Raw genomic sequence first — 20,023 nt, forward strand, 5'->3', positions numbered from 1 at the left:
GTCGGAACCGCCAGGAGGACCACCATGACCACCCCGAACCCCCCCGCCCCCCAGGAAGGCAATGAAGCCGTCGACCCGCGCTTGGACACCCGCGACCCCGTGAGCCGCGGCCACGAGAACCCCGGCATCGGCAAGGCCAACAGCGCCGGCCCCTCGGGAGAGGACGACGGCACCGCCGACCGGAAATGGTGGTGGATCATCGGCATCGCGCTGCTCCTAGTCGCGGCGTTCCTCTTCTGGTGGCTCACCGGCGGCGGGGCGGACAACCCGCAGGAGGAGCAGGAGGCTCCCACTCAGGTGACGGCCACGGAGACCCCCTCGCCCACCAGCTGACGCACCCCTTTTTAGTTAATTCTGGGAGAACTCTCAGAATTCGGGCGCGCACCGGTTGCCGGGTGGCGGCGGACGAAGGACAGTGAGGTCATGAGCCATACTCGTCGTCGATTCCTCCAGTCCGCCGCCACCACCTCCGCTCTTGCGGCCGCGGGCCTATCCACCGGAGCCCGGGCCTCCGCCCAGAGCTCCCTGGACAACTTCCCGGGTTCCTCGTCGCCTGAGCCGGTGACCATCCCCCTCGGCGAGCTGCCCTTCCTGCACGGCGTCGCGTCCGGCGACCCGCTGCCGAACACGGTGATGCTGTGGACCCGCGTCACCCCGTCCGCCGAGGCCATGCCCGGTTCGGGAATCGGCGAGGACGTCACTCTCGCCTGGGACGTCGCACGGGACGCGGAGTTCGCGTCCGTGGTCGTCAGCGGCCGGGTGGTGGCCACCTCCGCCGCCGACCACACCGTCCACGTCGACCCCTACGGCCTCGACGCCGACACCACGTACTTCTACCGCTTCACCGTCGTCGACGGCCCGTACGCAGGAAAGGTCTCCCCCGTCGGCCGCACCGTCACTGCGCCGCCGCTGGACTCCTCGCCCGATTCCCTGCGCTTCGCCGTCTCCTCCTGCGCAAACTGGGAGGGAGGTTTCTACACCGCGTACGGCGACATGGCGCGCCGCGGGCGCGACGGCAAGCTCGATTTTGTGCTCTTCCTCGGCGACTACCTCTACGAGTACGCCAGCGGCGGATTCTCCGGCTTCGGCCCCTACCGGCTACACGAACCGGCCCACGAGATCGTCTCCCTGGCGGACTACCGCACCCGCTACGGGCAGAGCCACACCGACCCGAACCTTCAGGCCGCCCACGCGGCCCTGCCGTGGATCGTGGTGTGGGACGACCACGAGACCGCCAACAACTCCTGGCGCGACGGCGCGGAGAATCACGACCCCGCGACCGAGGGCGACTGGGGAGCCCGCCGCGCCGCCGCCATGCAGGCCTACTTCGAGTGGCTGCCGGTGCGCGCGACCAACCCCTCGCAGGGCGGGCACATCTACCGCTCCTTCCAATTCGGCGACCTCGCCGACCTCGTGGTCATGGACCTGCGCACCTACCGCGACAAGGAGGCGCAGACTCTGCGCCTGGACCAGTTCAACGATCCCGGCCGCACCATGCTGGGGTCCGAGCAGTCCGAATGGCTCAACGCGAAGATCGCCACCTCGGATGCCGCGTGGACCATCATGGGCAACTCCGTGATGTTCTCCCCCCTCAACCTCATCACCCTGCAGGAAAATCCCGACACCAGCTCCATCGTCGACTTCCTGGGCGAGCACCGCATCGAGGGCATCCCGCTCAACGGCGACCAGTGGGACGGCTACTCCGCGGAGCGACGCCGGCTGCTGGACACCCTGGGAAACCAGGGGTCCAAGGTGCTGTTCTGCACCGGGGACATCCACACCGAATGGGGCCACGTGATCAACTGGAACGGCCGGGAGATCGGGGCGGAGGTCGTGTGCGGGTCCATCACCGCGGCCAACGTCAACGAGTTCATCAAACTGCCCGAGGACAACCCGATCTCCCACCTGGGCGAGGAGCTGCTCCGCCTAGCCAACCCGCACCTGCGCCACGTCGACCTGGACGCGCACGGGTACGCCACCGTCTCCCTGGACCGCCGGGGAGTGGACGCGCAGTGGTTGCGGGTGGCCGGGATCGCCGACCCGAATTCGGGCGTCGGCGTCGGACATGCGTGGCGGTGGAACTAGGCCCGGGGTTGACCGGGGACTAACCCCGGCCGAGCACACACCTGTCCGGGTTGCCGGGAAACACGCAGCAAATTGTAATTTCCGCGAAAGGTCATGCACAAAATGCCAATGAATCCTTCTGTTATCGTTTCTTAATCAGTTATTCTCGACAATTGTGCAGAGTGGAAACTTAGCGTCAACTAAGGTAATGACAAGTTCCGGGCTTTACCACCCGCACCGGTTCCTCTCGACCTTCTGCAGCGGCACCATCGCGCTCGTCGCGTTCGTGTTCCTCCTCCACCCGTTTCCCGCCGACCCCGACGTCGTGGTCACCGCTTTCGACATGGGGGACAACTTCCGTCGGGGTCAATTGCTGGGCAAAACTTCTGCCGTCGCCAGCACTCTCTTCGTCCTGGTGGCCGCAGGGTTCAACTGGTGGCTCCTCTACCAGTGTTTCCGGGAGTTCGTCCGAGCGCTACGCTCCACCGGCCTGGCGGCGATCACGGCCCGGGGCGGAGAAAGCTCCCTGCACGCCGTGCCGCTCGCACTCACCCTCAACGTTCTGGTCAACTCCGTCGTCTGCCGCACGATTCTCCCGCTGTCGGAGGGCGTGATCCAGGTTCTCATCAACCTCAGCCTCGTGGACCTGGGCTTCAGCGTCGTGGCCACGATGAGTCTGTTCGCCCGTTCCTGCTACCGGTTCCTCCGCACCCGCCGCTACTCCTCGCTGTCGTCGAACAATAATCTCCACCTGGCGGCCTACGCACTCTCGCTGCAGGGAATCGGCATCCTCGCCTGTGGCCGCCCGAGCGCCGTGGCTGCAGTCAGCGCCTCCTCCCTGCCCATCGCGTACGCCCGCCGCGGCCGCCGGGATCGTCAGCATGGTGGCCGTCGTGTGGGGCACCCTGAGCATCGCCCGTCGGGGCGTCACGTTCTACAACTCGGGAATCTTCTGGCTCATCGTCCCCATCCTGACCACGCAGTCCATCGTGCTGACCTCGGACAGGCACCCGGGTGGCGTACTGTCCGCAGCCCCGGCCCCGACCTTCTCCACCGACAGTCTCCTGCTGAACTCGGGGCCGTTCGACGTCCTCATCGTTGAGGCCTTGCTGTTTGTTCTCTGCTTCATCCTCGCAATGACACACCCCGTCCACCACCGCCACCTCGATGGGATGACCGAGCCCAGCCCGCAGCCTTTCTCATTTCGTTGCCCGGCGTCAATTTCGCCCTGTTGATCGCCTATGACCTCCAGGCATCACTGCTCCCGCTCCACCGTCCCGCTTTCGGCACCCCCACCTACTTCGCCCTGGGGCTGGTGGCCCTGTTCGCGGTCGCTTCGTCCGTCACCGCGACGGCCATCCTGCTGTTGAACGCGCGGCCGGGTACCACGATTCGCCCCTTACCTGGCGATTTGCCCGCACGTAGTAGCGGTGGCTAAAGTATGAACCCGTTGCACGGATCAGTTTCCACTGAAACGCGCGGCACAATGTATTCCTCCATAGCTCAGTTGGCAGAGCATTCGACTGTTAATCGAAGGGTCACTGGTTCGAGCCCAGTTGGAGGAGCAACATCAGAGAACACCCCGGTCAAATGAACTTCTGACCGGGGTGTTTTTGTGTGCCCTACTCCCCGCGGTGGATCCGCAGGCCGCTGGTGATCAGCGGGATCTGCAGCGGCAGGCGACCCAGAGAGACCAGCTGCCGGTACCAGGGCCGGCGGCGCCAGAGCCATGCCATGTAGATGTTGCCGGGCCACACACCCAGGGAGAGCACGGCGGTGGCCAGCCCGCCCTGCCTCCTGGTCGACGGATTGGTCAGCAACGCGGCAGTGGCCAGCTCCGCCACCCCGGAAGCGTAGGTGTAGAAACGGCGGGAGCCCGGAAGCTGGGGAGGCACCAGGGAGTCGAAGGGGTCGGGCCGGAGAAAGTGCAGCGCGCCGGCGACGCCGAAGATTCCGGTGAGTACGCGGTGAGGGATGGTCATGCCGCCGACGCTACGTGAACCGGGCAGTAAAAAAGCGTGACGACGCTGACGTCGTCACGCTTTCCGGCACCGGGAGCTACGGGGTGACGGAGCCGCCGGTGACACCGAGGGTCTCACCGGAGGTGTAGCTGGACTCGTCGGAGGCCAGGTAGACGTAGGCACCGGCGAGCTCGACCGGGTGGCCGGCGCGACCCAAGGGCGCGTGCTGGCCGAAGCCCTCGATCTTCTCCTGGGGCTGGCCGTGGCTCGGCTGCAGCGGGGTCCAGATCGGGCCCGGCGCGACGGCGTTGACGCGGATGCCCTTGGGGGTCAGCTCGGTGGCCAGGCCCTTGGACAGGTTGTTCAGCGCGGCCTTGGTCATGGCGTAATCCAGGAGCGTCTCGGACGGCTGGTAGGCCTGGATCGAGGTGGTGAAGATGATCGACGCACCGGGCTTGAGGTGCTCGAGGGCAGCCTTGGTGACGTAGAAGGTGCCCATGAGGTTGACCTGCATGGTGCGCTCGAACTGCTCGTCGGCGATGTTCTCCAGGCCCTCGGCCCAGATCTGTCGCGAGGCGTTGTTCACCAGGGTGTCCAGGCCGCCGAGGGCCTTGACGGTCTCGTCTATGAGCTTGCGGGCGTAAGACTTGTCGGCGATGTCACCCGGGTAGGCGAAGGCCTTCTGGCCGGCGTCCTCGATGGCCTTGATGACACGGTCGGCGTCGGCCTGCTCGCTGGGGAGGTAGGCGATGGCGACGTCGGCGCCCTCCTTGGCGTAGGCGATGGCCGTGGCCGCACCGATGCCGGAGTCACCACCGGTGACCAGTGCCTTGCGGCCCTTGAGCCGGCCGGTGCCCTGGTAGGTGTCGATGCCGATGTCGGCGAGGGGCTCCATCTCGATGCCCAGGCCCGGTTCCGGCTGGGTCTGCTTCGGCGGATCGACCTTGTCAAAGACGGTGCGGGGATCACTTGCTGCGGGTTTGTTGATCATTGCTTCTCCTCCAGGTGTTGCGGTCGGCGGCCATCCTCTCGGCTGGCCACGGGCCCCAAGATACACAAATAAAGATTGCCGAATGCCTGGGTCGCCGCCGCGGCGAAGCGCCCGCCAGAAAGCCCCGTACGTATGCGGGGTTCCTGAATTTCCTTAATCCCCCGGAAGAAAAGGGACACTTCTCGACGAACTCCCCACCCGAATCCCCGAAAATAATCCATACTTCTCAGCGGAACAGGGGCGATATTCGACACTCCCGCAAATCGCGCGGAGGGAGTTTTATCGGTCGGTCACTGTCGGGTAGCCGGGAGATCTTCCAGGGGCGGCCGCGCTCACGAGCGAAAGCGCCGACAGCGCGATCACCCCGCTTCCGGGGCGCTCGGGATCCGGCGCAGCAGCCCCGGCTCCCGCGGGGTGGGAGAGGGCGGGCGCATTCGGGCGCTGTCGTGCCACCGCCACCACCCGCCTCTCGCCCAGGGTTTTCGCTGATCGCCGGCGCGCAGAGGGTCGCGCCGGCAGGAGTGAAAGGTAATTTATCTCACTCCGGGCGCGGTGGCGAGGGCTAGGGCTTCTCGCCTCACTCTCCGGGGGGAGACCACTGGTCGAAGGTGTCCGAGCCAGCGGGGTACTTCTCCAGCTCGACCTCGTCGTTGTCGAACGCGTCGAGCACCGGCTGGAGCACCTCCCAGGCCCGGGCGGCGGTTCCGGCCGGCACCTCGCGGCGGTGATCCCCCGCCACCAAGGCGCGGACCACCCGGGCATAGGGGCTGAGGTGTCCCTCGTGGAGTTCGGCGACCGCCTCGAGGGGCTCGTGTTTCTCCACCCCGAGTCCGGCGGTGACGTGCATCTGGATGTGCAGCACGTCGTCGAAGGTGATGACAATCCTGGTGCGGGGTCCGTCCGCCACGTCCGAGGGGAGGTAGGTGATGGTCAGGTCCTTGCGCTCGGTGCCGAACGCCTTGCCGGAGCGCAGGCGCACGGGGACGCCGCGCCACCGGTCGGTGTCGATATCGATCTGCACCTGGGACAGCGTCTCCGTCGTGCTGGACTCGTCGATCCCCTCCTCGTCGGTGTACGCGGGCACCCGGTGGCCGTCGATCTCGCCGGCGGTGTATTGGCCGCGGCGGGCGTTCGCGGGGTCGGCGCTGGCGTGCTCCAGCAGATCCGCCACGGACTCGTCCCCACCCACCGCGAGGATGTGCATGACCACCTGGATGAGGTGGGACTGGTGCATGTCTCGGGTGGCGCCGGTGGAGTCATAGAATCCGGCCCGCCCCTCGAGCGCGAGGGTCTCCTCGTAGACGAAGTCCACGCTCTCCACCGACTCAGCCCGGAAGCTGTCCAGCAGCGGGCGGTTCAGGGCCAGCAGACCGATGAGCGAGGAGACCGCGGACTGCTGGAGGAAGTGGTCCACCCGGTAGAGGTGGGACTCGTCGACGACCTTTAGGGCGCGTTTCTCCACGTCCGCGGCGCTCGGCGCATCGGTGCCGATGGGCTTTTCTATCGCCAGGACCGTGCCTACCGGCAGCTCGACCGAGCAGAGCGCGTCGATCGTCGAACCCGCCACCGACGGCGGCAGGGCGCAGTAGATCACCAGTCTGGTCTCCGGATTCGCCTCGCCGATCACCCGGGCGAGCTCCTTGTCGTCGGTGGCGTCCGCCTCGATGAACCGGGAGTTCTTTGCGAGCCGCTCCCCCACGGATTCGTCCTCCACCAGCTCCGATTCCTGGACGGCGGAGCGGATGAATCCCGGGTAGTCCTCCTGCGGGGTCGTGCCCACACCGACGATGTCGATCTCGGCTTCCGGGTGGACGGCGAGGAAGTTGGCGGCTCCGGGGATGAGGAGTCGGCGGGCGAGGTCGCTTGCCCCGCCGAGGATGAGGAGGGTGGCTTTCTTCGTCATGCCGGCCACCCTAGTGAGTTCTGCGCCTCGGGGCGCTGGGCCGATGGCTAGGGTGGGGTGACCCCGGACACCACTGACTGAGAAAGGCGGCCCTGCCGCATGCCCTCCACTCCCCTCGAGGACTATGCCCTGCTCTCCGACACGCTGACGGCCGCCCTGGTCTCACGCGAGGGCAGCGTCGACTGGCTCCCCATGCCGCGCTTCGATTCCCAGTCCGTCTTCACCTCGCTCCTCGGGTCGAAGAAACACGGGCACTGGTGCGTGCGCATCGTCGACGGCGAGGTCATCTCCCGCTCCTACCGGCCCGACACCTTCATTCTGGAGACGGTGTGGAAGGGCCCGGAGGGCGAGGCGGTCGTCACGGACTTCATGCCCATCGGCCCGGGCCACCCGGGGGCGGAGGACGCGTCCCCGGAGCACAACCGGCACGACCTCATCCGCCAGGTGCGGTGCACCTCCGGGACGGTGGAGGTGGACACCACCCTGCGCCTGCGCTTCGACTACGGCTCGTCGACCCCGTACTTCGAGAGGTTCGCCCACGACGACGGGACACCGGTCCTGCGCGCGGTGTCCGGGCCCAACGCGATCCACATGATGGGCCCCGAGCTCGCCGATTCCTCCGAGGACGTGCCGTGCCACTCCACGGCTCTCCGTCTCTCCGAGGGGGAGCAGGCGGAATGGGTGCTCACCTGGTTCTGCTCCTTCGATCCCGTGCCCCCGGGTGCGGACTACTCCTCCAGCGTCGAACAAACCGAGGCCTTCTGGACCCGGTGGTCCTGCACCGACGACATCGGCGGCCGCTACAGCGACTACGTGCGCCGCTCCCTGCTCACGCTGCGCGCCCTGACGGACTACTCCACCGGTGGAGTCGTGGCCGCACCCACCACTTCCCTGCCCGAGGAATTCGGCGGCGTGCGCAACTGGGATTACCGCTACGTGTGGCTGCGTGACTCCGCACTGACCATCGAGGTGCTCGCCCGCGCCGGCTTCAGCAACCGCGCCGAGCAGTGGCGCGACTGGCTGCTGCGCGCCATCGCCGGCGACGCGTCCAACCTGCGCATCATGTACGGGCTCGGCGGCGAACGCCACCTCCCCGAATTTTCCCTGGACCACCTGCCCGGATACGAGGATTCCGCGCCGGTGCGCGTCGGCAACGAGGCCGCCGAGCAGTACCAGGCCGACGTGGTGGGCGAGGTCATGGTCGCGCTCGAGGTGCTGCGCGATTCCGGCCACGAGGAGTTCGAGCTGAGCTGGGACATGCAGAAGGCCCTGCTGGAGTTCCAGGACGCGCGGTTCGACACCCCTGACCAGGGACTCTGGGAGATGCGCGGCGAGCCCGACTTCTTCACCCACGGGAGGGCGATGATGTGGGCGGCCTACGACCGGGGGATCAGGGCCGTCGAGAAGCATGGCCTGGACGGACCTGTTGATCACTGGCGTGCGCAGCGCGACCGCCTCCGGGCGGAGATCATGGAGAAGGGCTGGAACGAGGAGATCCGCTCGTTCACACAGAGGTACAGCAACGCCGAGGTGGATGCGTCCCTGCTGCAGCTGGCCCAGATCGGTTTCGTCGACCACGACGACCCGAAGATGATTTCCACCACCGAGCGCATCGAGTCCGAGCTGCTCGACGAGCACGGATTCCTCCACCGCTACCGCACCAACGGCGACGACGGCCTGACCGGCGACGAGTACCCCTTCCTCCTGTGCACGTTCTGGCTGGCGGAGCAGTACGCCCGCTCCGGTCGCCTGGCAGACGCGGAGGAGGAGTTCTGCCGGGTTGTCGATGTCGCCACGGACCTCAAGCTGCTCTCCGAGGAGTACTCCACCGAACACGGCCGGCTGGCGGGCAACTTCCCGCAGGCGTTCTCGCACCTGGGACTGGTGCGCGCCGCCGTGACCATCGACGACGTGAAGAACAGGCAAAGCTAGGTAGGCTGTCTGGGCAGCAGACGTTGCCCAGCCTTCTATCGGGAGAAATACCACTCATGATTCAGTTCGTTGTCGGCGCGGCCGCCGGATACGTCTTCGGCACGAAGGCGGGCCGGAAGCGTTACCACCAGATCCGGCAGGGCGCGGAGACCGTGGCCAACTCGCCGCTGACCCGCCAGGTGGTCTCCTCGGCGCGCAAGACCATCGCCAACCGCATTGATCCGCAGCCGCGCATGCGTGAGGTGAAGAACCTCAACCGCTCGGAGCGCATCGAGGGCCAGGCGATCCTCGAGCACGACGAGGACTAGAAACTGCTGTTCAGGAGCCGCTCCAGTTCGGCGCCCGGCGGCCGGTCGTCGAACCCGGTGCCCGACTCGCGCTCGACCCAGTCGATCACCTCGCGCCAGAGCCACAGTTTGTGGCCGCGCAGGTTGTCGAACATCGGCGGGAAATCCTCCCGCTTCGTCCACTTCCGCACCGTCTCCCGCTCGATTCCCGTCAACGCCGACAGTTCCGGCACCGACACCACCCCGGGTGAGACCCGCACCACCCGGACCCCGTCCACGGCGTGACGAAGCTTCTCGACGGCCCGTTCCACCACTTCCGGCGCGGCCGCCTCATCCGCGGCGAGCACGGTGAGGGTGTCCACCCCCTTGTGCCGCGCGAGCTCACCGTCGGTGAACGCCTCCGCCAGGCCCGCGAACTCGTCGTCGCCCGCGTGGATGCCGCGCAGGTGCAGGGTGATCTCCACACCCGTCAGCGGAAGGCCCGGTCGTTGAGTTCCCGCCTGGCCTGCTCGAGCGCCACCAGGTCCGAGAAGAGGCTGTTGTAAGCCTGCTCGTCGTCGGAGGGGCGCATCCGCTGCAGCCGGGCCTTGAGCTGGGAGATCTCGTTGCCCACCCGCTGCTCCTGCAGGCGGGAGAGCACCTGGTCGGCGTAGGCGGGCATGTCGTGGTCGCTGATGATCTCCTCGACGGCGAGCTCGGAGACGAAGTTGCGCCCGGAGTAGTCGAGCATCTCCCCCGCCACCGAGGAGATCCAGTCCACCCCGCCGGACCGCGCGGCGCTGAGGCCGCCGGCCGCGGTGATGGCGGTGCGCACGGCGCGGTAGGCGTCGTTGGTGAAGGCGTCGTCGGCGAGGCCGTCGAAGTAGGTGCCGGCGGCCTCCGGTTCCTGCAGGGCGAGCTTGATGGCCTCACGCTCCGGCCAGAGCCGGGGGTCCCGCGGGTTCGGCGGGATGACCATGGCGGTGTCCTGCGTACTGGTCGAGGACGCCTGGTCGAACCGGGTGGCGCGACCGAAGCGCTCCTTCTTCTCGGTCTTTGGTTTCTTAGCCTCCTCGCGCACCTGGCGCACGATCTCGTCGGGGTCGGGCCAGCCGACCCAGCCGGCGAGCAGGCGGGCGTATTCGGTGCGCAGTACCTGGTCGCGGATCCCGGCGACGACGGGGATGGCGCGGCGCAGCGCCTGCAGGCGCCCCTCGGGAGTGTCGGTGCGGTACTCGTTGATGAGCGAGTCGATGACAAACTCGAACATGGGCACACGGGAGGCGACGAGGTCGCGGACCGCGGCGTCGCCCTTGTTCAGGCGCAGGTCGCAGGGGTCCTGCCCCTCGGGTGCCACGGCGACGAAGGACTGGCCGGTGAAGTCCTGGTCCCCCTCGAAGGCACGCATCGCGGCCTTCTGCCCGGCCTCGTCGCCGTCGAAGGTGTAGATCAGCTCGCCGCGGAAGTAGGAGTCGTCGAGCATGAGCCGACGCAGGATCTGCAGGTGGTCCCCGCCGAACGCCGTGCCGGAGGACGCCACCGCCGTGGTGATGCCGGCGGCATGCATGGCCATGACGTCGGTGTAGCCCTCCACCACGACGGCCTGGTGCGAGGCGGCGATGTTCTTCTTGGCCAGATCGAGCCCGAAGAGCACCTTGGATTTGTGGTAGAGCATCGTGTCCGCGGTGTTCATGTACTTGCCCATGGGATCGTCGTCGAACAGCTTGCGCGCGCCGAAGCCGATGACGTTGCCCGAGAGATCCTTGATGGGCCACAGCAGCCGGCGGCGGAATTTGTCGATCGGCCCGCGCCTGCCCATCGTCGACAGGCCCGCGGCCTCGAGCTCCGGGAAATCGAACCCCTTGCGCAGCAGGTGTTTGGTCATGGAGTCCCAGCCGTCGGGCGCGTAGCCGCACTCGAAGTGGAGGATGATCTCCTTGCCGAACCCGCGCTCGAGCAGGAAGTTGCGTGCCACGGCCGCCTCCGGGGTCTCCAGCTGCTCCCGGTAGTAGGCGTGGGCGGCCTTGTTCGCGGCGATGAGCCGCTGGCGGGTGCCGGGTTTCTCGTTGCGGGCGCCGGTTGATCCACCCTGGTAGTTGATGTGGAAGCCGATCTTCTGGGCGACCGTCTCCACCGCCTCGGGGAAGGAGAGCTGCTCCATCTCCATGAGGAAGGAGAAGACGTCGCCGCCCTTGCCCGTGGAGAAGCAGTGGTAGTAGCCGCGGGCGGGGCGCACGTGGAAGGACGGGGTGCGTTCGTCCTTGAACGGGCTCAGGCCCTTGAGCGAGTCGGATCCGGCGGGTTTGAGCTGGACGTATTCCCCGACGATCTCGTCGATGGCGGCGCGCTCACGAATAGCCTCGATGTCGCTCTCCGGAATACGTCCCTGTGCCATGTGGGACAGACTACCGCGTCTGGCAAACCACACCCCGGGGTTATCCACAGGCCCAGCAGGTCCGGTTCTGTGAACGGGGGGTGGCCGTGAGACGATGGAGTCATGGCCGAAGGAAAATCCCCGCTGAAGAGGGCCGGCGCCGCGATCGGCGGGCTGCTGCTCGCCGTCGTGGCCGGATACCTCGGGCTCGACCAGGCGCAGGAGCGCGGCTCCGGAACGGACAGCTCCGGCACCTGTGCCCTGGATTCCCTTCCCGACGAGGCGGAGGAGACGGCCGCCGACATCAACGCCGGCGGGCCCTACGACTTCCCCGACAACGACAACCAGCGCTTCGGCAACTACGAGGGTGTGCTTCCTGACCAGGATTCCGGGTACTACCGGGAATACACCGTCGTCACGCCGGGCCTGGATCACCGCGGGCCGCGCCGGATCGTCACCGGCGGCGGCACGGAGGAAGACCCCGAGACCTGGCACTACACCGATGACCACTACGAGTCCTTCTGCGAGATCCCCGATGCCGACACGTAACTCCGCCATTCTGCTGACCTCCGAGGTCGGTTCCCGCGGGCAGTTCTTCACCGCCCTGGCCTCCGCGCTGCGCCTGCCCGACCGCGGGCACCGCCCCGCCCCGACCAACCTCGACGACATGGCCGACCTGCTCCGCGAGACCCACGTGGACAAGGTCATCTGCAGCCACTGCTCCCTGGACCATTCGGACGAGCATGCGCTGCGGCAGGTCTTCGACGACCTCGGCATCGCGTGGGTGCGCTGACATGGACTGGGACAGCATCGGGGTGTCGGATTCACCGCTCATCGACGTCGCCTCCGACGCCCTCGCCATGGGCGAGCCGTCGTGGCCCCGCGGCTACCAGCGTTACCGCATCGTCCGCACCTGGCAGTCGCTGATCCTGGCCTCGGAGGGCCTGGGCCCCACCGAGCTGTACCTGGAGATGCCCACCGCCCAGGGCTGGCTGACCGCGCAGGTGCGCAACCAGTGGCAGTTCGACCTGCTGAGTACGCTCTGCCGCTCGCTGGTGACCGCGCAGTGGCCGGACACCCCGTTCGTCGTCACCGCGCCCGCGCCCTTCAGCGCTCCCCCGCCACTGACCGACGGGCAAGTTATGGCAGCGGCCATCGGCGTCCCCGTGCCCGGCCGCAGCTCGGAGGCGCTCCCGGTGACACCCCTGACCGCCCGGGAGCTCGCGTTCCTCCACGGCGGCGGCGCGCTTGACCCGGTCATTCAGGCCCGACAGGAGATGGGTTTCCACCACGTCGTGGTAGATGCCCCGGAGGTGACGTCGCTTATCGACGACCGCCTGCCTACCCCATGAATCCAGCGAGCCCCGCCGACTGCTGAGCCACCCGCTCCAGCCGGGACTCCGTCATGGACGCCATCTGGTCGATGATCACGCGGTGACGCTCGCGATCGTCCGCAGCGTTCTCAAACCAGGCCCGGAACATCGGATCCAGCCCGCCGGCGCCGCTGGCGTGCAGGTAGTCATGCACCCGGAAGATGCGCTCGCGCTGGCGGTCCTGACGCTGCTTGTGGCGGGGTTCGTCCATGACGTAGAGCACGGCGATCGACTTGAGCAGCACCACCTCGGCGCCGGCCAGGCTGGGCACCACCAGCGCGCCGTTCTCCCTGCCCAGGGGGTCCGGCCCGGTCGCCGCGAGGGTGGCGGAGACGCTGGCGCCGACGAACCGGCCGACCAGCTCCGAGGTCAGCCTCTTGAGGTCCACGTAGCCCTGCAGGCTGCCGTCGAAATCCGCGGCGGCCGCGACGATGGGGAGCTCGCGCAGGGAGGCGGCGGCGTCGAGAAGCTCCTCCACGTTGCCGCCGAACGCCTGCGCGCCCTTCTCCGCCAGCGACACCAACTCGACTAGGTCCCAGAGGACCTTGAGGCTCACGCGGCCGGAGACGATCCCGTCCTCGACGTCGTGCACCGAGTAGGCGATGTCGTCGGACCAGTCCATGACCTGGGCCTCGATCGGCGGGCGGGCATCGGAGTGGCCCTCACGGACCCAAGCGAGAATCTCCGCGTCCTCGTCGTAGGCGGAGTACTTCCGGTTCTCCGAGCCGTCTGGGTTGGTGCGGGTCACCGGGTACTTGCACGCCGCGTCCAGGGCGGCGCGGGTGAGGTTGAGGCCAAGAGACTCGCCACCCGGCCCGAGGATCTTCGGCTCCAGGCGGGTGAGAATCCGCAGTGTCTGCGCGTTGCCCTCGAAGCCGCCGCAGTCCTGCGCGACCTCGTTGAGCGCCAACTCGCCGTTGTGGCCGTAGGGCGGGTGCCCGATGTCGTGGGTCAGCCCCGCCATCTCACACAGGTCCGGGTTCAGGCCCAGGCCCGATCCGATGCCCCGGGAAATCTGCGCTACCTCCAGGGAATGGGTCAGGCGCGTGCGCGGGGTGTCGCCGTCGCGGGGGCCGACGACCTGCGTCTTGTCGGCGAGGCGTCGCAAAGCCGCCGAGTGCAGCACCCGGGCCCGGTCCCGGGAGAACGCGTCCCGGTTGTCCGGTTCACCGTCACCGAGCTGGCTGGACTTGGGGCCTTCCGCCCCACGACGCTCGGTGTCCGCGGCCGTGTAGTCGTACACATCTCCTCATTTCCCGGCGCGGATGTGCTCATGCCGCGCCCTTCTCGACGGCCGGAGAGCCCCCTCGCACCTCCGCAAACTGTCCTCCACCCTATCCGCCGCGCGTGCCCCGGCCAGCAGGAACACGTCGGCGACCAGCAATCCGCCCACCTCATGGGCGAGAGTGAGCCACCACTGTCTCACGGGGAACCGCACCGGGCAGTACGGCGTGGGTGAGACCACCGCGTCCAGGCCCACCGAGCGGAAGATCTTCTCCGTGCGCAGCGCGTGGTGGGGATCGGTCACCGCCACCACCCGGCCGGGGTTTTGCGCGGCCAACGCCTCGGCGGAGGTCCGGGTGTCCGACCCCACCTCCAGCGCGGTGATCCGGTCGGCGGATATGCCCTGCTCGAGGAGAAAGGTGCGCGACACCCCGGCCTCGGCGAACCTGTCCCCCGGCAATGACCCACCCAGCGTGAACACCTTCGCCTCCGGCCAGCGGCGGGCGAGGTCACGGGCGTGCTCGAGCCTGCCCAGCAGCTGGCGCGAGGAACGGCCGTCGTACTGCGCGGTCCCCAGTACCGCGACCGCGCCCGGGTTCTCTCCCGCGTCCCGGCGCCGACGGGCGTGGACGAGGATGCGCAGCGGGTAGGCGGCCGGGGCGAGGGCGAACAGGAGGCGTTTCATCGTGAGTCAGTATGCCCGCCCGGTGAGTAGAGTTGTGCCCATGAATCCGAAGTGTCGATCCTTCTCCCTCGCCCTGTGGTCCGTCGCCGCCGGCGGCCTCATCACCGGCATCGCCGGTGTCGCCACCGCCCCGTTCGCCGCGGCCGCCGACCTGCAGTTCTCGGCCCAGGCCACCTCAACCCAGCTGCGGCAGCCCGTCACCGACGATGCCGGTGTGCTCTCGGCCGCGGATGTCTCCGCCATCGAGGACGCCATCGCCCGGCTGCAGGACGAGAAGCAGCTCACCCTGCGGGTGGTTTACCTGGACAGCTTCGGCGGCCAGACGCCGGAGCAGTGGACCCGCTCGGCGGTCGACTCCTCCGGCGGGGGAAACATCGGTGTGTTCGCCGTCGCCACCGGGGACCGCCAGTACGGACTCCTGGGCGGCTCCGCCTGGAGCAACTCGGATCTGGACGCCTTCGACGCCGGTGCGCTCGACGCGCTGCGCGCCGGCGACTGGGCCGGGGCGCCCGTCGACGGCGCCGAAGCCATTCTCGGCCAGGGGGAGGTGTCCGGCGAGTCCGCGGCCTGGCTCGGCGCGGGTGGTGTCGGAGCCGTCGCCGCCGGCGGTGGCCTGTGGGCCTATTCGCGGCGACAGAGCAAGAAGCAGCGTGGCGATGCCCTGGCCACCTCGCGGGAGCTCGACCCCGCTGACACCCGGCAGATCGCCTCGCTCCCCGTCGACACGCTCCGCGCGCGCAGCGAGGAGGTCATCGTGGCCACGGATGAGTCCGTCCGCGCAGCTCAGGAGGAACTGCAGGTCGCGTCGTCCGAGTTCGGCCCGGAACGCACCCGTCCCTTCCTCAAGGCGCTCAACGCGGCGAGCTCCGCCCTACAGCGGGCATACCAGACCCGCGCGCAGCTCAACGACTCCATCCCGGAGACCGAGCCCGAGCAGCGGGCCATGTACACCGACATCATCTCCAGCTGCGGCCAGGCCCAGCAGGCGCTCAACGAGGAGTCGGGGCACTTCGCCGAGCTGCGCAACCTGCTCATCAACGCGTCCGCCAAGCTGGACGAGCTCACCCAGCGCACGGTCGATCTGCGCGCCCGCCTCGAGCCCGCCACGCAGACCCTGGCCGCGCTGCGCACGAACTACTCCCCCGAGATGCTCACCAGCATCAACGACAACGACGACATGATCGACGAGGCCCTCGACCACGCCGAGTCCTCCCTCTCTCAGGCCAGGGCCCTGGAGGCGAAACCCGCCGGCCAGCAGGGCGGGCTGATCGACGCGATCCGCGAGTCCGAGCGGGCCATCGCGCTCGCCGACTCCCTGCTCCAGGGCATCGAACACGCCGAGGCCAACATCTCGTCCGCGAAGACCAGCCTGCCCGGGCTGATCGCCGAGGTCGAGGGTGAGATCGCCGAGGCCGCGCAGCTCAAGGCCCGGGGCACGAGCCAGGGCGCCGCCGTGAACTGGCCGGCTCTCGACGCCGCCGTCGCCGAGGCACAGCGCGGCCTCACCGAGGCCCGTTCCATCATGGACGCGGACCCGCTGAGTGCCCACAGCAACCTCATGGAGATTGACTCGCGTCTCGACGAGCAGCTCGACTCTGCGCGGGAAACCACCCAGTCCCAGGAACGACAGCTCGGACTCTTCGACCAGCAGCTGTCCGCGGCGGTCTCCCAGCTGCAGGGTGCGGAGGATCTAATCGCCTCCCGCGGCCGTCTCATCGGCTCGCAGGCCCGCACCCACCTCGCGGAGGGGCAGCGACTCGCCGCGCAGGCGCAGACCCTGCGCCTGCGCGACACCCGTCAGGCCACGGAGTTCGCCCGCGCGGCCGGCACCGCGGCGCAGTACGCGGCCAAGTCTGCAAACGACGATGTTCGCGCCTACCAGCGTCGACAGGCCGCGCAGACCAGCGGGCAGCTGATCCAGGGCATGGTCATCGGCTCCATGCTCTCCGGCGGCGGCCGCGGTGGTTTCGGTGGCGGATTCGGCGGCGGTTTCGGAGGCGGCGGTGGCGGCTTCAGCGGTGGGGGCGGCGGCGGAGGCTTCCGCGGCGGCGGATTCTAGATCCGGGTCTCCCGCTGGGGAGCGTCCACTAGGACACATCCCCAGGTGAGGAAGACGGCGTCGAGTAGCGGTAGTGCGACATCACGCCGCACCTCCACCTTCCCGGACAGCTGCGGGCGGATCTCCGCCACCACCCCGGTGGCGGTGCTGATGTCGCGCCGCTTGCGCCAGGGATTGCGCCGCGCCAGGACGTAGGTGCGCCCCTCGCAGTCGGCGTGCAGGATGGTCACGGTCAGGCCCTGCTGCCGCAGGCGCATCGAGCCGTCCGTCGAAGTCAGCTCGAACCGCGTGCGCCCACGCTCGAGCGGGACTCGCTGGCCGTCCACGTGCAGCACGGAGTCGGAGACGTGGGCGATCACTGAGCCGTCGTCGGCCAGCAACTCGTCGCCGTCCCAGACCCAGTGCTGCATCAGAGAATCCAGACCAGAACTGCGACGAGCGTGAGCAGCAGCATGCTGACGATCAGCGCGATACCCGCGTTGGTCTGTTTTGCGTCGAGGATCAGCCGGGCGAACCAGCTCAGCGCGATGGCCTCCTCCTCCGTGGGCTCACCCTCGCCGTCGAACTCGACGATCGCCCTGCGCACGCCGCGGTGGGCCCCGGTGAACTGACCGAACTTCTCGCCGGCCGCGTCCTCGATGACCCAGTCCTTGGAGGTCTCCCCCACCAGGTGGAACGAGCGCTCGGCGACGGTGGCCTCGACCAGGGAGCCGCGTTTGAGGTTTCCCCGGGCGCGGAACTCGCGGCCGTCGGGAAGTGTCATCGAGGCGCCGGACTTCGGGTCGACGTCGAGCGCCCACTGCTCCTCTCCGACCGTGGCGGTGCTCTCCGTGAAGACTGCGAGATCACGCACCCCGTCCTCCTCCCGGAGGATCGGTGCACGGGGGTCGGAGCGGTCCCAGCTTGTGTAGCGCATCAGCAGCCGATCAGGCGCTGCGCGAGGTAACCCTGCAGCTCTGCCAGCGGGACGCGGACCTGCTCCATGGAGTCACGCTCGCGGACGGTCACGGCGTTGTCCTCGAGGGAGTCGAAGTCGAAGGTGACACAGAACGGAGTGCCGATCTCATCCTGGCGGCGGTAACGGCGGCCGATGGCCCCGGAGGTGTCGTAGTCGATGTTCCAGAACTCGCGCAGACCGTCGGCCAGCTGCTGGGCGGGCTCGGAGAGCTCGGGTTTCTTCGACAGCGGCAGCACGGCCACCTTGACCGGCGCGAGGCGGCGGTCGAGCTTGAGCACGACACGCTTGTCCACGCCGCCCTTGGAGTTGGGGGCCTCATCCTCGTGGTAGGCGTCGATGAGGAAGGCCATCATGGCACGGCCCAGGCCGGCGGCCGGCTCGATGACGTAGGGGATCCAGCGCTCGTCGTTCTCCTGGTCGTAGTAGGAGAGGTCGTCGCCGGAGCCCTCGGAATGCACGCGCAGGTCGTAGTCGGTACGGTTGGCGATGCCCTCCAGCTCGCCCCACTTGGAGCCGGCGAAGTTGAAGGCGTACTCCACGTCGACGGTGCGCTTGGAGTAGTGCGAGAGCTTCTCCTGCGGGTGCTCGAACAGGCGCAGGTTCTCCGGGCGGATGCCCAGGTTGATGTACCACTGGTGGCGGTCATCGATCCAGTGCTGGTGCCATTCCTCGTCGGTGCCGGGTTTGACGAAGAACTCCATCTCCATCTGCTCGAACTCGCGGGTGCGGAAGATGAAGTTGCCCGGGGTGATCTCGTTGCGGAAGGACTTGCCCGTGTTGGCGATGCCGAAGGGCGGCTTCATGCGGGCGGTCGTCATGACGTTCTTGAAGTTGACGAAGATGCCCTGCGCCGTCTCCGGGCGCATGTAGTGCAGACCCTCCTCGTCGGCCACGGGGCCGAGGTAGGTCTTCATCAGGCCGGAGAACTCGCGCGGCTCGGTCCAGGAACCGGGCTGACCCGTCTCGGGGTCGTTGATGTCGGCGAGGCCGTTGGCCGGCGGGTGGCCGTGCTTCTCCTCGTACGCCTCCAGCAGGTGGTCGGCGCGGTAACGCTTGTGGGTGTGCAGCGACTCCACCAGGGGATCGGAGAAGACGTCGACGTGCCCGGAGGTCTCCCAGACCTGGCGCGGCAGGATGATGGAGCTGTCGATGCCGACGACGTCCGCGCGGGAGGTGACCATGTGGCGCCACCACTGGCGCTTGATGTTCTCCTTGAGCTCGACTCCCAGCGGGCCGTAGTCCCATGCGGAGCGGGTGCCGCCGTAGATTTCTCCGGCCGGGAAGACCAGTCCTCGGCGCTTGCAGAGGTTGACGACGGTATCGATCACAGACGCAGCCATGGGGGTTTCTTCGACTCCTAGACAATGGGGATTCGCTCAGCGGTGTCCTGATGGCGTCTCCGCCGGACCGCGAGGCAGTTGCTCCCACAGTGTAGCGCCCCTGCTGACACGGGCAGAGGGCGCGGCGGGGCAACTAACCGGCCCGCAGGAAACGCGGTAGGGCGTGACATGGGGCCCTGTCAACCCTTAAAGTAGGACAACCATATAGTGTTTGTACTGGAACTGAACGTCCGGGCTCCGCCGCGCCGCCGGGGTTTCGCTCCTTCCATATCCCCGCTACCGTGGAGTTTCATCACCACGAGACCAGTGTTTAGCAGGCAGACCACCGCCTGAGAACCGAGAAGAGGCACAATGTCAGAGCCCAACCCCGGCACCGCCGCCATCGAGTGCGCCGCGCTGGTCATTAGTGCACTGGACTCTGAACAACGCCTACAGATCATTCTCAAGCTGGCCGAACGTGACCACGTGGTCCACGAACTCGTCGCGGCGCTGGGCAAGTCGCAGCCCCTCATCAGCCAGCACCTGCGGGTGCTCAAGCGTGTTGGCCTGGTCACCTCGACCCGCGCCGGCCGCGAGGTGGCCTACCACCTGGCGGTCCGCGAGGCCGCCGATATCATCGATCTGGCCAACCGCGTGGGGGTCACCGCAGCGGCCGGCACCGTCGACGAGCTCGACGCCCGTCGCTCGTCCCCGTCCCACCAGGTGGACAACTCGGACAATGAGCAGGTCTCGGCGGTGACCGACGAGTCCGCAACTGGAGGCAAGGCCGCCATCGCCGGGCGCGCCTCCGACGACACCCTGGATATGCCGGGCCTCATCCCCGAGCTTCCCACTCCCCCGATTCCGCGGATACGATAGGCCGGTCACCCCGCCCGTCCGACCACGTCCGTGAG

Annotated in this window: 20 protein-coding genes and 1 tRNA gene; 11 read left to right on the plus strand and 10 right to left on the minus strand. The window is 68.0% G+C overall.

Going from position 1 to position 20,023, the window contains the following annotated elements; all coding sequences use genetic code 11:
* Positions 1 to 24: 24 nt before the first annotated feature.
* The 4 genes from CDOO_RS09780 to CDOO_RS09800 all read left to right on the plus strand — a co-directional run bounded on the left by CDOO_RS09780 (position 25) and on the right by CDOO_RS09800 (position 3,629).
* Complete coding sequence (locus tag CDOO_RS09780) at positions 25 to 333, plus strand: hypothetical protein (protein WP_018020756.1); 309 nt, start codon at positions 25 to 27, stop codon at positions 331 to 333.
* Positions 334 to 423: 90 nt separating this feature from the next.
* On the plus strand, positions 424 to 2,085 hold the full coding sequence (locus CDOO_RS09785; protein ID WP_018020755.1) for an alkaline phosphatase D family protein: 1,662 nt from the start codon (positions 424 to 426) through the stop codon (positions 2,083 to 2,085).
* A gap of 187 nt (positions 2,086 to 2,272) precedes the next feature.
* Complete coding sequence (locus tag CDOO_RS09790) at positions 2,273 to 3,166, plus strand: hypothetical protein (RefSeq protein WP_018020754.1); 894 nt, start codon at positions 2,273 to 2,275, stop codon at positions 3,164 to 3,166.
* A gap of 390 nt (positions 3,167 to 3,556) precedes the next feature.
* Positions 3,557 to 3,629: transfer RNA gene (locus tag CDOO_RS09800), tRNA-Asn, on the plus strand.
* A 57-nt stretch (positions 3,630 to 3,686) separates the two neighbouring features.
* On the opposite strand, the gene CDOO_RS09805 is transcribed toward CDOO_RS09800, so the two are convergent.
* From CDOO_RS09805 to CDOO_RS09815, 3 genes are all read right to left on the minus strand, one after another.
* A complete protein-coding gene (locus CDOO_RS09805) occupies positions 3,687 to 4,046 on the minus strand; it encodes a DoxX family protein (RefSeq protein ID WP_018020752.1) in 360 nt (119 codons plus the stop codon).
* Positions 4,047 to 4,122: 76 nt separating this feature from the next.
* On the minus strand, positions 4,123 to 5,016 hold the full coding sequence (locus CDOO_RS09810; RefSeq protein WP_018020751.1) for an SDR family oxidoreductase: 894 nt from the start codon (positions 5,014 to 5,016) through the stop codon (positions 4,123 to 4,125).
* A gap of 577 nt (positions 5,017 to 5,593) precedes the next feature.
* Entirely contained in the window at positions 5,594 to 6,919 is a 1,326-nt protein-coding gene (locus CDOO_RS09815) for a hypothetical protein (RefSeq protein WP_018020750.1), read from the minus strand.
* Between the two features lie 99 nt (positions 6,920 to 7,018).
* Here CDOO_RS09815 and CDOO_RS09820 point away from each other — a divergent pair, with 99 nt between their 5' ends.
* Positions 7,019 to 8,851, plus strand: a complete 1,833-nt coding sequence (locus CDOO_RS09820) for a glycoside hydrolase family 15 protein (RefSeq protein WP_018020749.1) — start codon at positions 7,019 to 7,021, stop codon at positions 8,849 to 8,851.
* 56 nt (positions 8,852 to 8,907) lie between these two features.
* On the plus strand, positions 8,908 to 9,159 hold the full coding sequence (locus CDOO_RS09825) for a hypothetical protein (protein WP_018020748.1): 252 nt from the start codon (positions 8,908 to 8,910) through the stop codon (positions 9,157 to 9,159).
* Here the strand turns inward: CDOO_RS09825 and CDOO_RS09830 are convergent.
* Both CDOO_RS09830 and dnaG read right to left on the minus strand, forming a co-directional pair.
* The gene (locus tag CDOO_RS09830; protein WP_018020747.1) at positions 9,156 to 9,602 is read right to left on the minus strand and encodes a helix-turn-helix transcriptional regulator; all 447 of its coding nucleotides are present in this window, start codon (positions 9,600 to 9,602) and stop codon (positions 9,156 to 9,158) included. The two genes, CDOO_RS09825 and CDOO_RS09830, sit on opposite strands and share 4 nt — an antisense overlap.
* 5 nt (positions 9,603 to 9,607) lie before the next feature.
* Positions 9,608 to 11,512, minus strand: coding sequence for a DNA primase (gene dnaG / locus CDOO_RS09835; RefSeq protein ID WP_018020746.1), 1,905 nt, complete (start codon positions 11,510 to 11,512; stop codon positions 9,608 to 9,610).
* Positions 11,513 to 11,614: 102 nt separating this feature from the next.
* Here dnaG and CDOO_RS09840 point away from each other — a divergent pair, with 102 nt between their 5' ends.
* From CDOO_RS09840 to CDOO_RS09850, 3 genes are read left to right on the plus strand one after another with little or no spacing between them, the layout of a single operon-like run.
* Positions 11,615 to 12,040 carry a guanyl-specific ribonuclease gene (locus CDOO_RS09840; RefSeq protein ID WP_018020745.1) on the plus strand — a complete coding sequence of 142 codons (426 nt, stop codon included), beginning with the start codon at positions 11,615 to 11,617 and terminating at the stop codon, positions 12,038 to 12,040.
* Positions 12,027 to 12,284: a hypothetical protein gene (locus CDOO_RS09845; RefSeq protein ID WP_018020744.1), complete on the plus strand. Its 258-nt coding sequence runs from the start codon at positions 12,027 to 12,029 to the stop codon at positions 12,282 to 12,284. Before CDOO_RS09840 ends, CDOO_RS09845 begins: the two co-directional genes overlap by 14 nt.
* A 1-nt stretch (position 12,285) precedes the next feature.
* Positions 12,286 to 12,843, plus strand: coding sequence for a hypothetical protein (locus CDOO_RS09850; RefSeq protein WP_018020743.1), 558 nt, complete (start codon positions 12,286 to 12,288; stop codon positions 12,841 to 12,843).
* Here CDOO_RS09850 and CDOO_RS09855 read toward each other — a convergent pair.
* Positions 12,833 to 14,107 carry a deoxyguanosinetriphosphate triphosphohydrolase gene (locus tag CDOO_RS09855; RefSeq protein WP_018020742.1) on the minus strand — a complete coding sequence of 425 codons (1,275 nt, stop codon included), beginning with the start codon at positions 14,105 to 14,107 and terminating at the stop codon, positions 12,833 to 12,835. The two genes, CDOO_RS09850 and CDOO_RS09855, sit on opposite strands and share 11 nt — an antisense overlap.
* Before the next feature lie 6 nt (positions 14,108 to 14,113).
* Positions 14,114 to 14,773 (minus strand): YdcF family protein, encoded by a 660-nt coding sequence (locus tag CDOO_RS09860; protein WP_018020741.1) that lies wholly within the window; start codon positions 14,771 to 14,773, stop codon positions 14,114 to 14,116.
* A gap of 40 nt (positions 14,774 to 14,813) precedes the next feature.
* Here CDOO_RS09860 and CDOO_RS09865 point away from each other — a divergent pair, with 40 nt between their 5' ends.
* Positions 14,814 to 16,832, plus strand: coding sequence for a TPM domain-containing protein (locus tag CDOO_RS09865; RefSeq protein ID WP_018020740.1), 2,019 nt, complete (start codon positions 14,814 to 14,816; stop codon positions 16,830 to 16,832).
* Here CDOO_RS09865 and CDOO_RS09870 read toward each other — a convergent pair.
* The 3 genes from CDOO_RS09870 to CDOO_RS09880 are packed head-to-tail and all read right to left on the minus strand — an operon-like array spanning position 16,829 to position 19,130.
* Positions 16,829 to 17,242 (minus strand): hypothetical protein, encoded by a 414-nt coding sequence (locus tag CDOO_RS09870; RefSeq protein WP_018020739.1) that lies wholly within the window; start codon positions 17,240 to 17,242, stop codon positions 16,829 to 16,831. The two genes, CDOO_RS09865 and CDOO_RS09870, sit on opposite strands and share 4 nt — an antisense overlap.
* Positions 17,242 to 17,748, minus strand: coding sequence for a hypothetical protein (locus CDOO_RS09875; RefSeq protein WP_018020738.1), 507 nt, complete (start codon positions 17,746 to 17,748; stop codon positions 17,242 to 17,244). The genes CDOO_RS09870 and CDOO_RS09875 overlap by 1 nt, the downstream gene beginning before the upstream one ends.
* Positions 17,748 to 19,130, minus strand: coding sequence for a glycine--tRNA ligase (locus CDOO_RS09880; protein WP_018020737.1), 1,383 nt, complete (start codon positions 19,128 to 19,130; stop codon positions 17,748 to 17,750). The genes CDOO_RS09875 and CDOO_RS09880 overlap by 1 nt, the downstream gene beginning before the upstream one ends.
* A gap of 351 nt (positions 19,131 to 19,481) precedes the next feature.
* Between CDOO_RS09880 and CDOO_RS09885 the strand changes: the two genes are divergently transcribed.
* Positions 19,482 to 19,988, plus strand: a complete 507-nt coding sequence (locus CDOO_RS09885) for an ArsR/SmtB family transcription factor (protein ID WP_018020736.1) — start codon at positions 19,482 to 19,484, stop codon at positions 19,986 to 19,988.
* Positions 19,989 to 20,023 lie beyond the last annotated feature (35 nt).

The sequence above is a fragment of the Corynebacterium doosanense CAU 212 = DSM 45436 genome (genome assembly GCF_000767055.1).
GTDB lineage: Bacteria > Actinomycetota > Actinomycetes > Mycobacteriales > Mycobacteriaceae > Corynebacterium > Corynebacterium doosanense.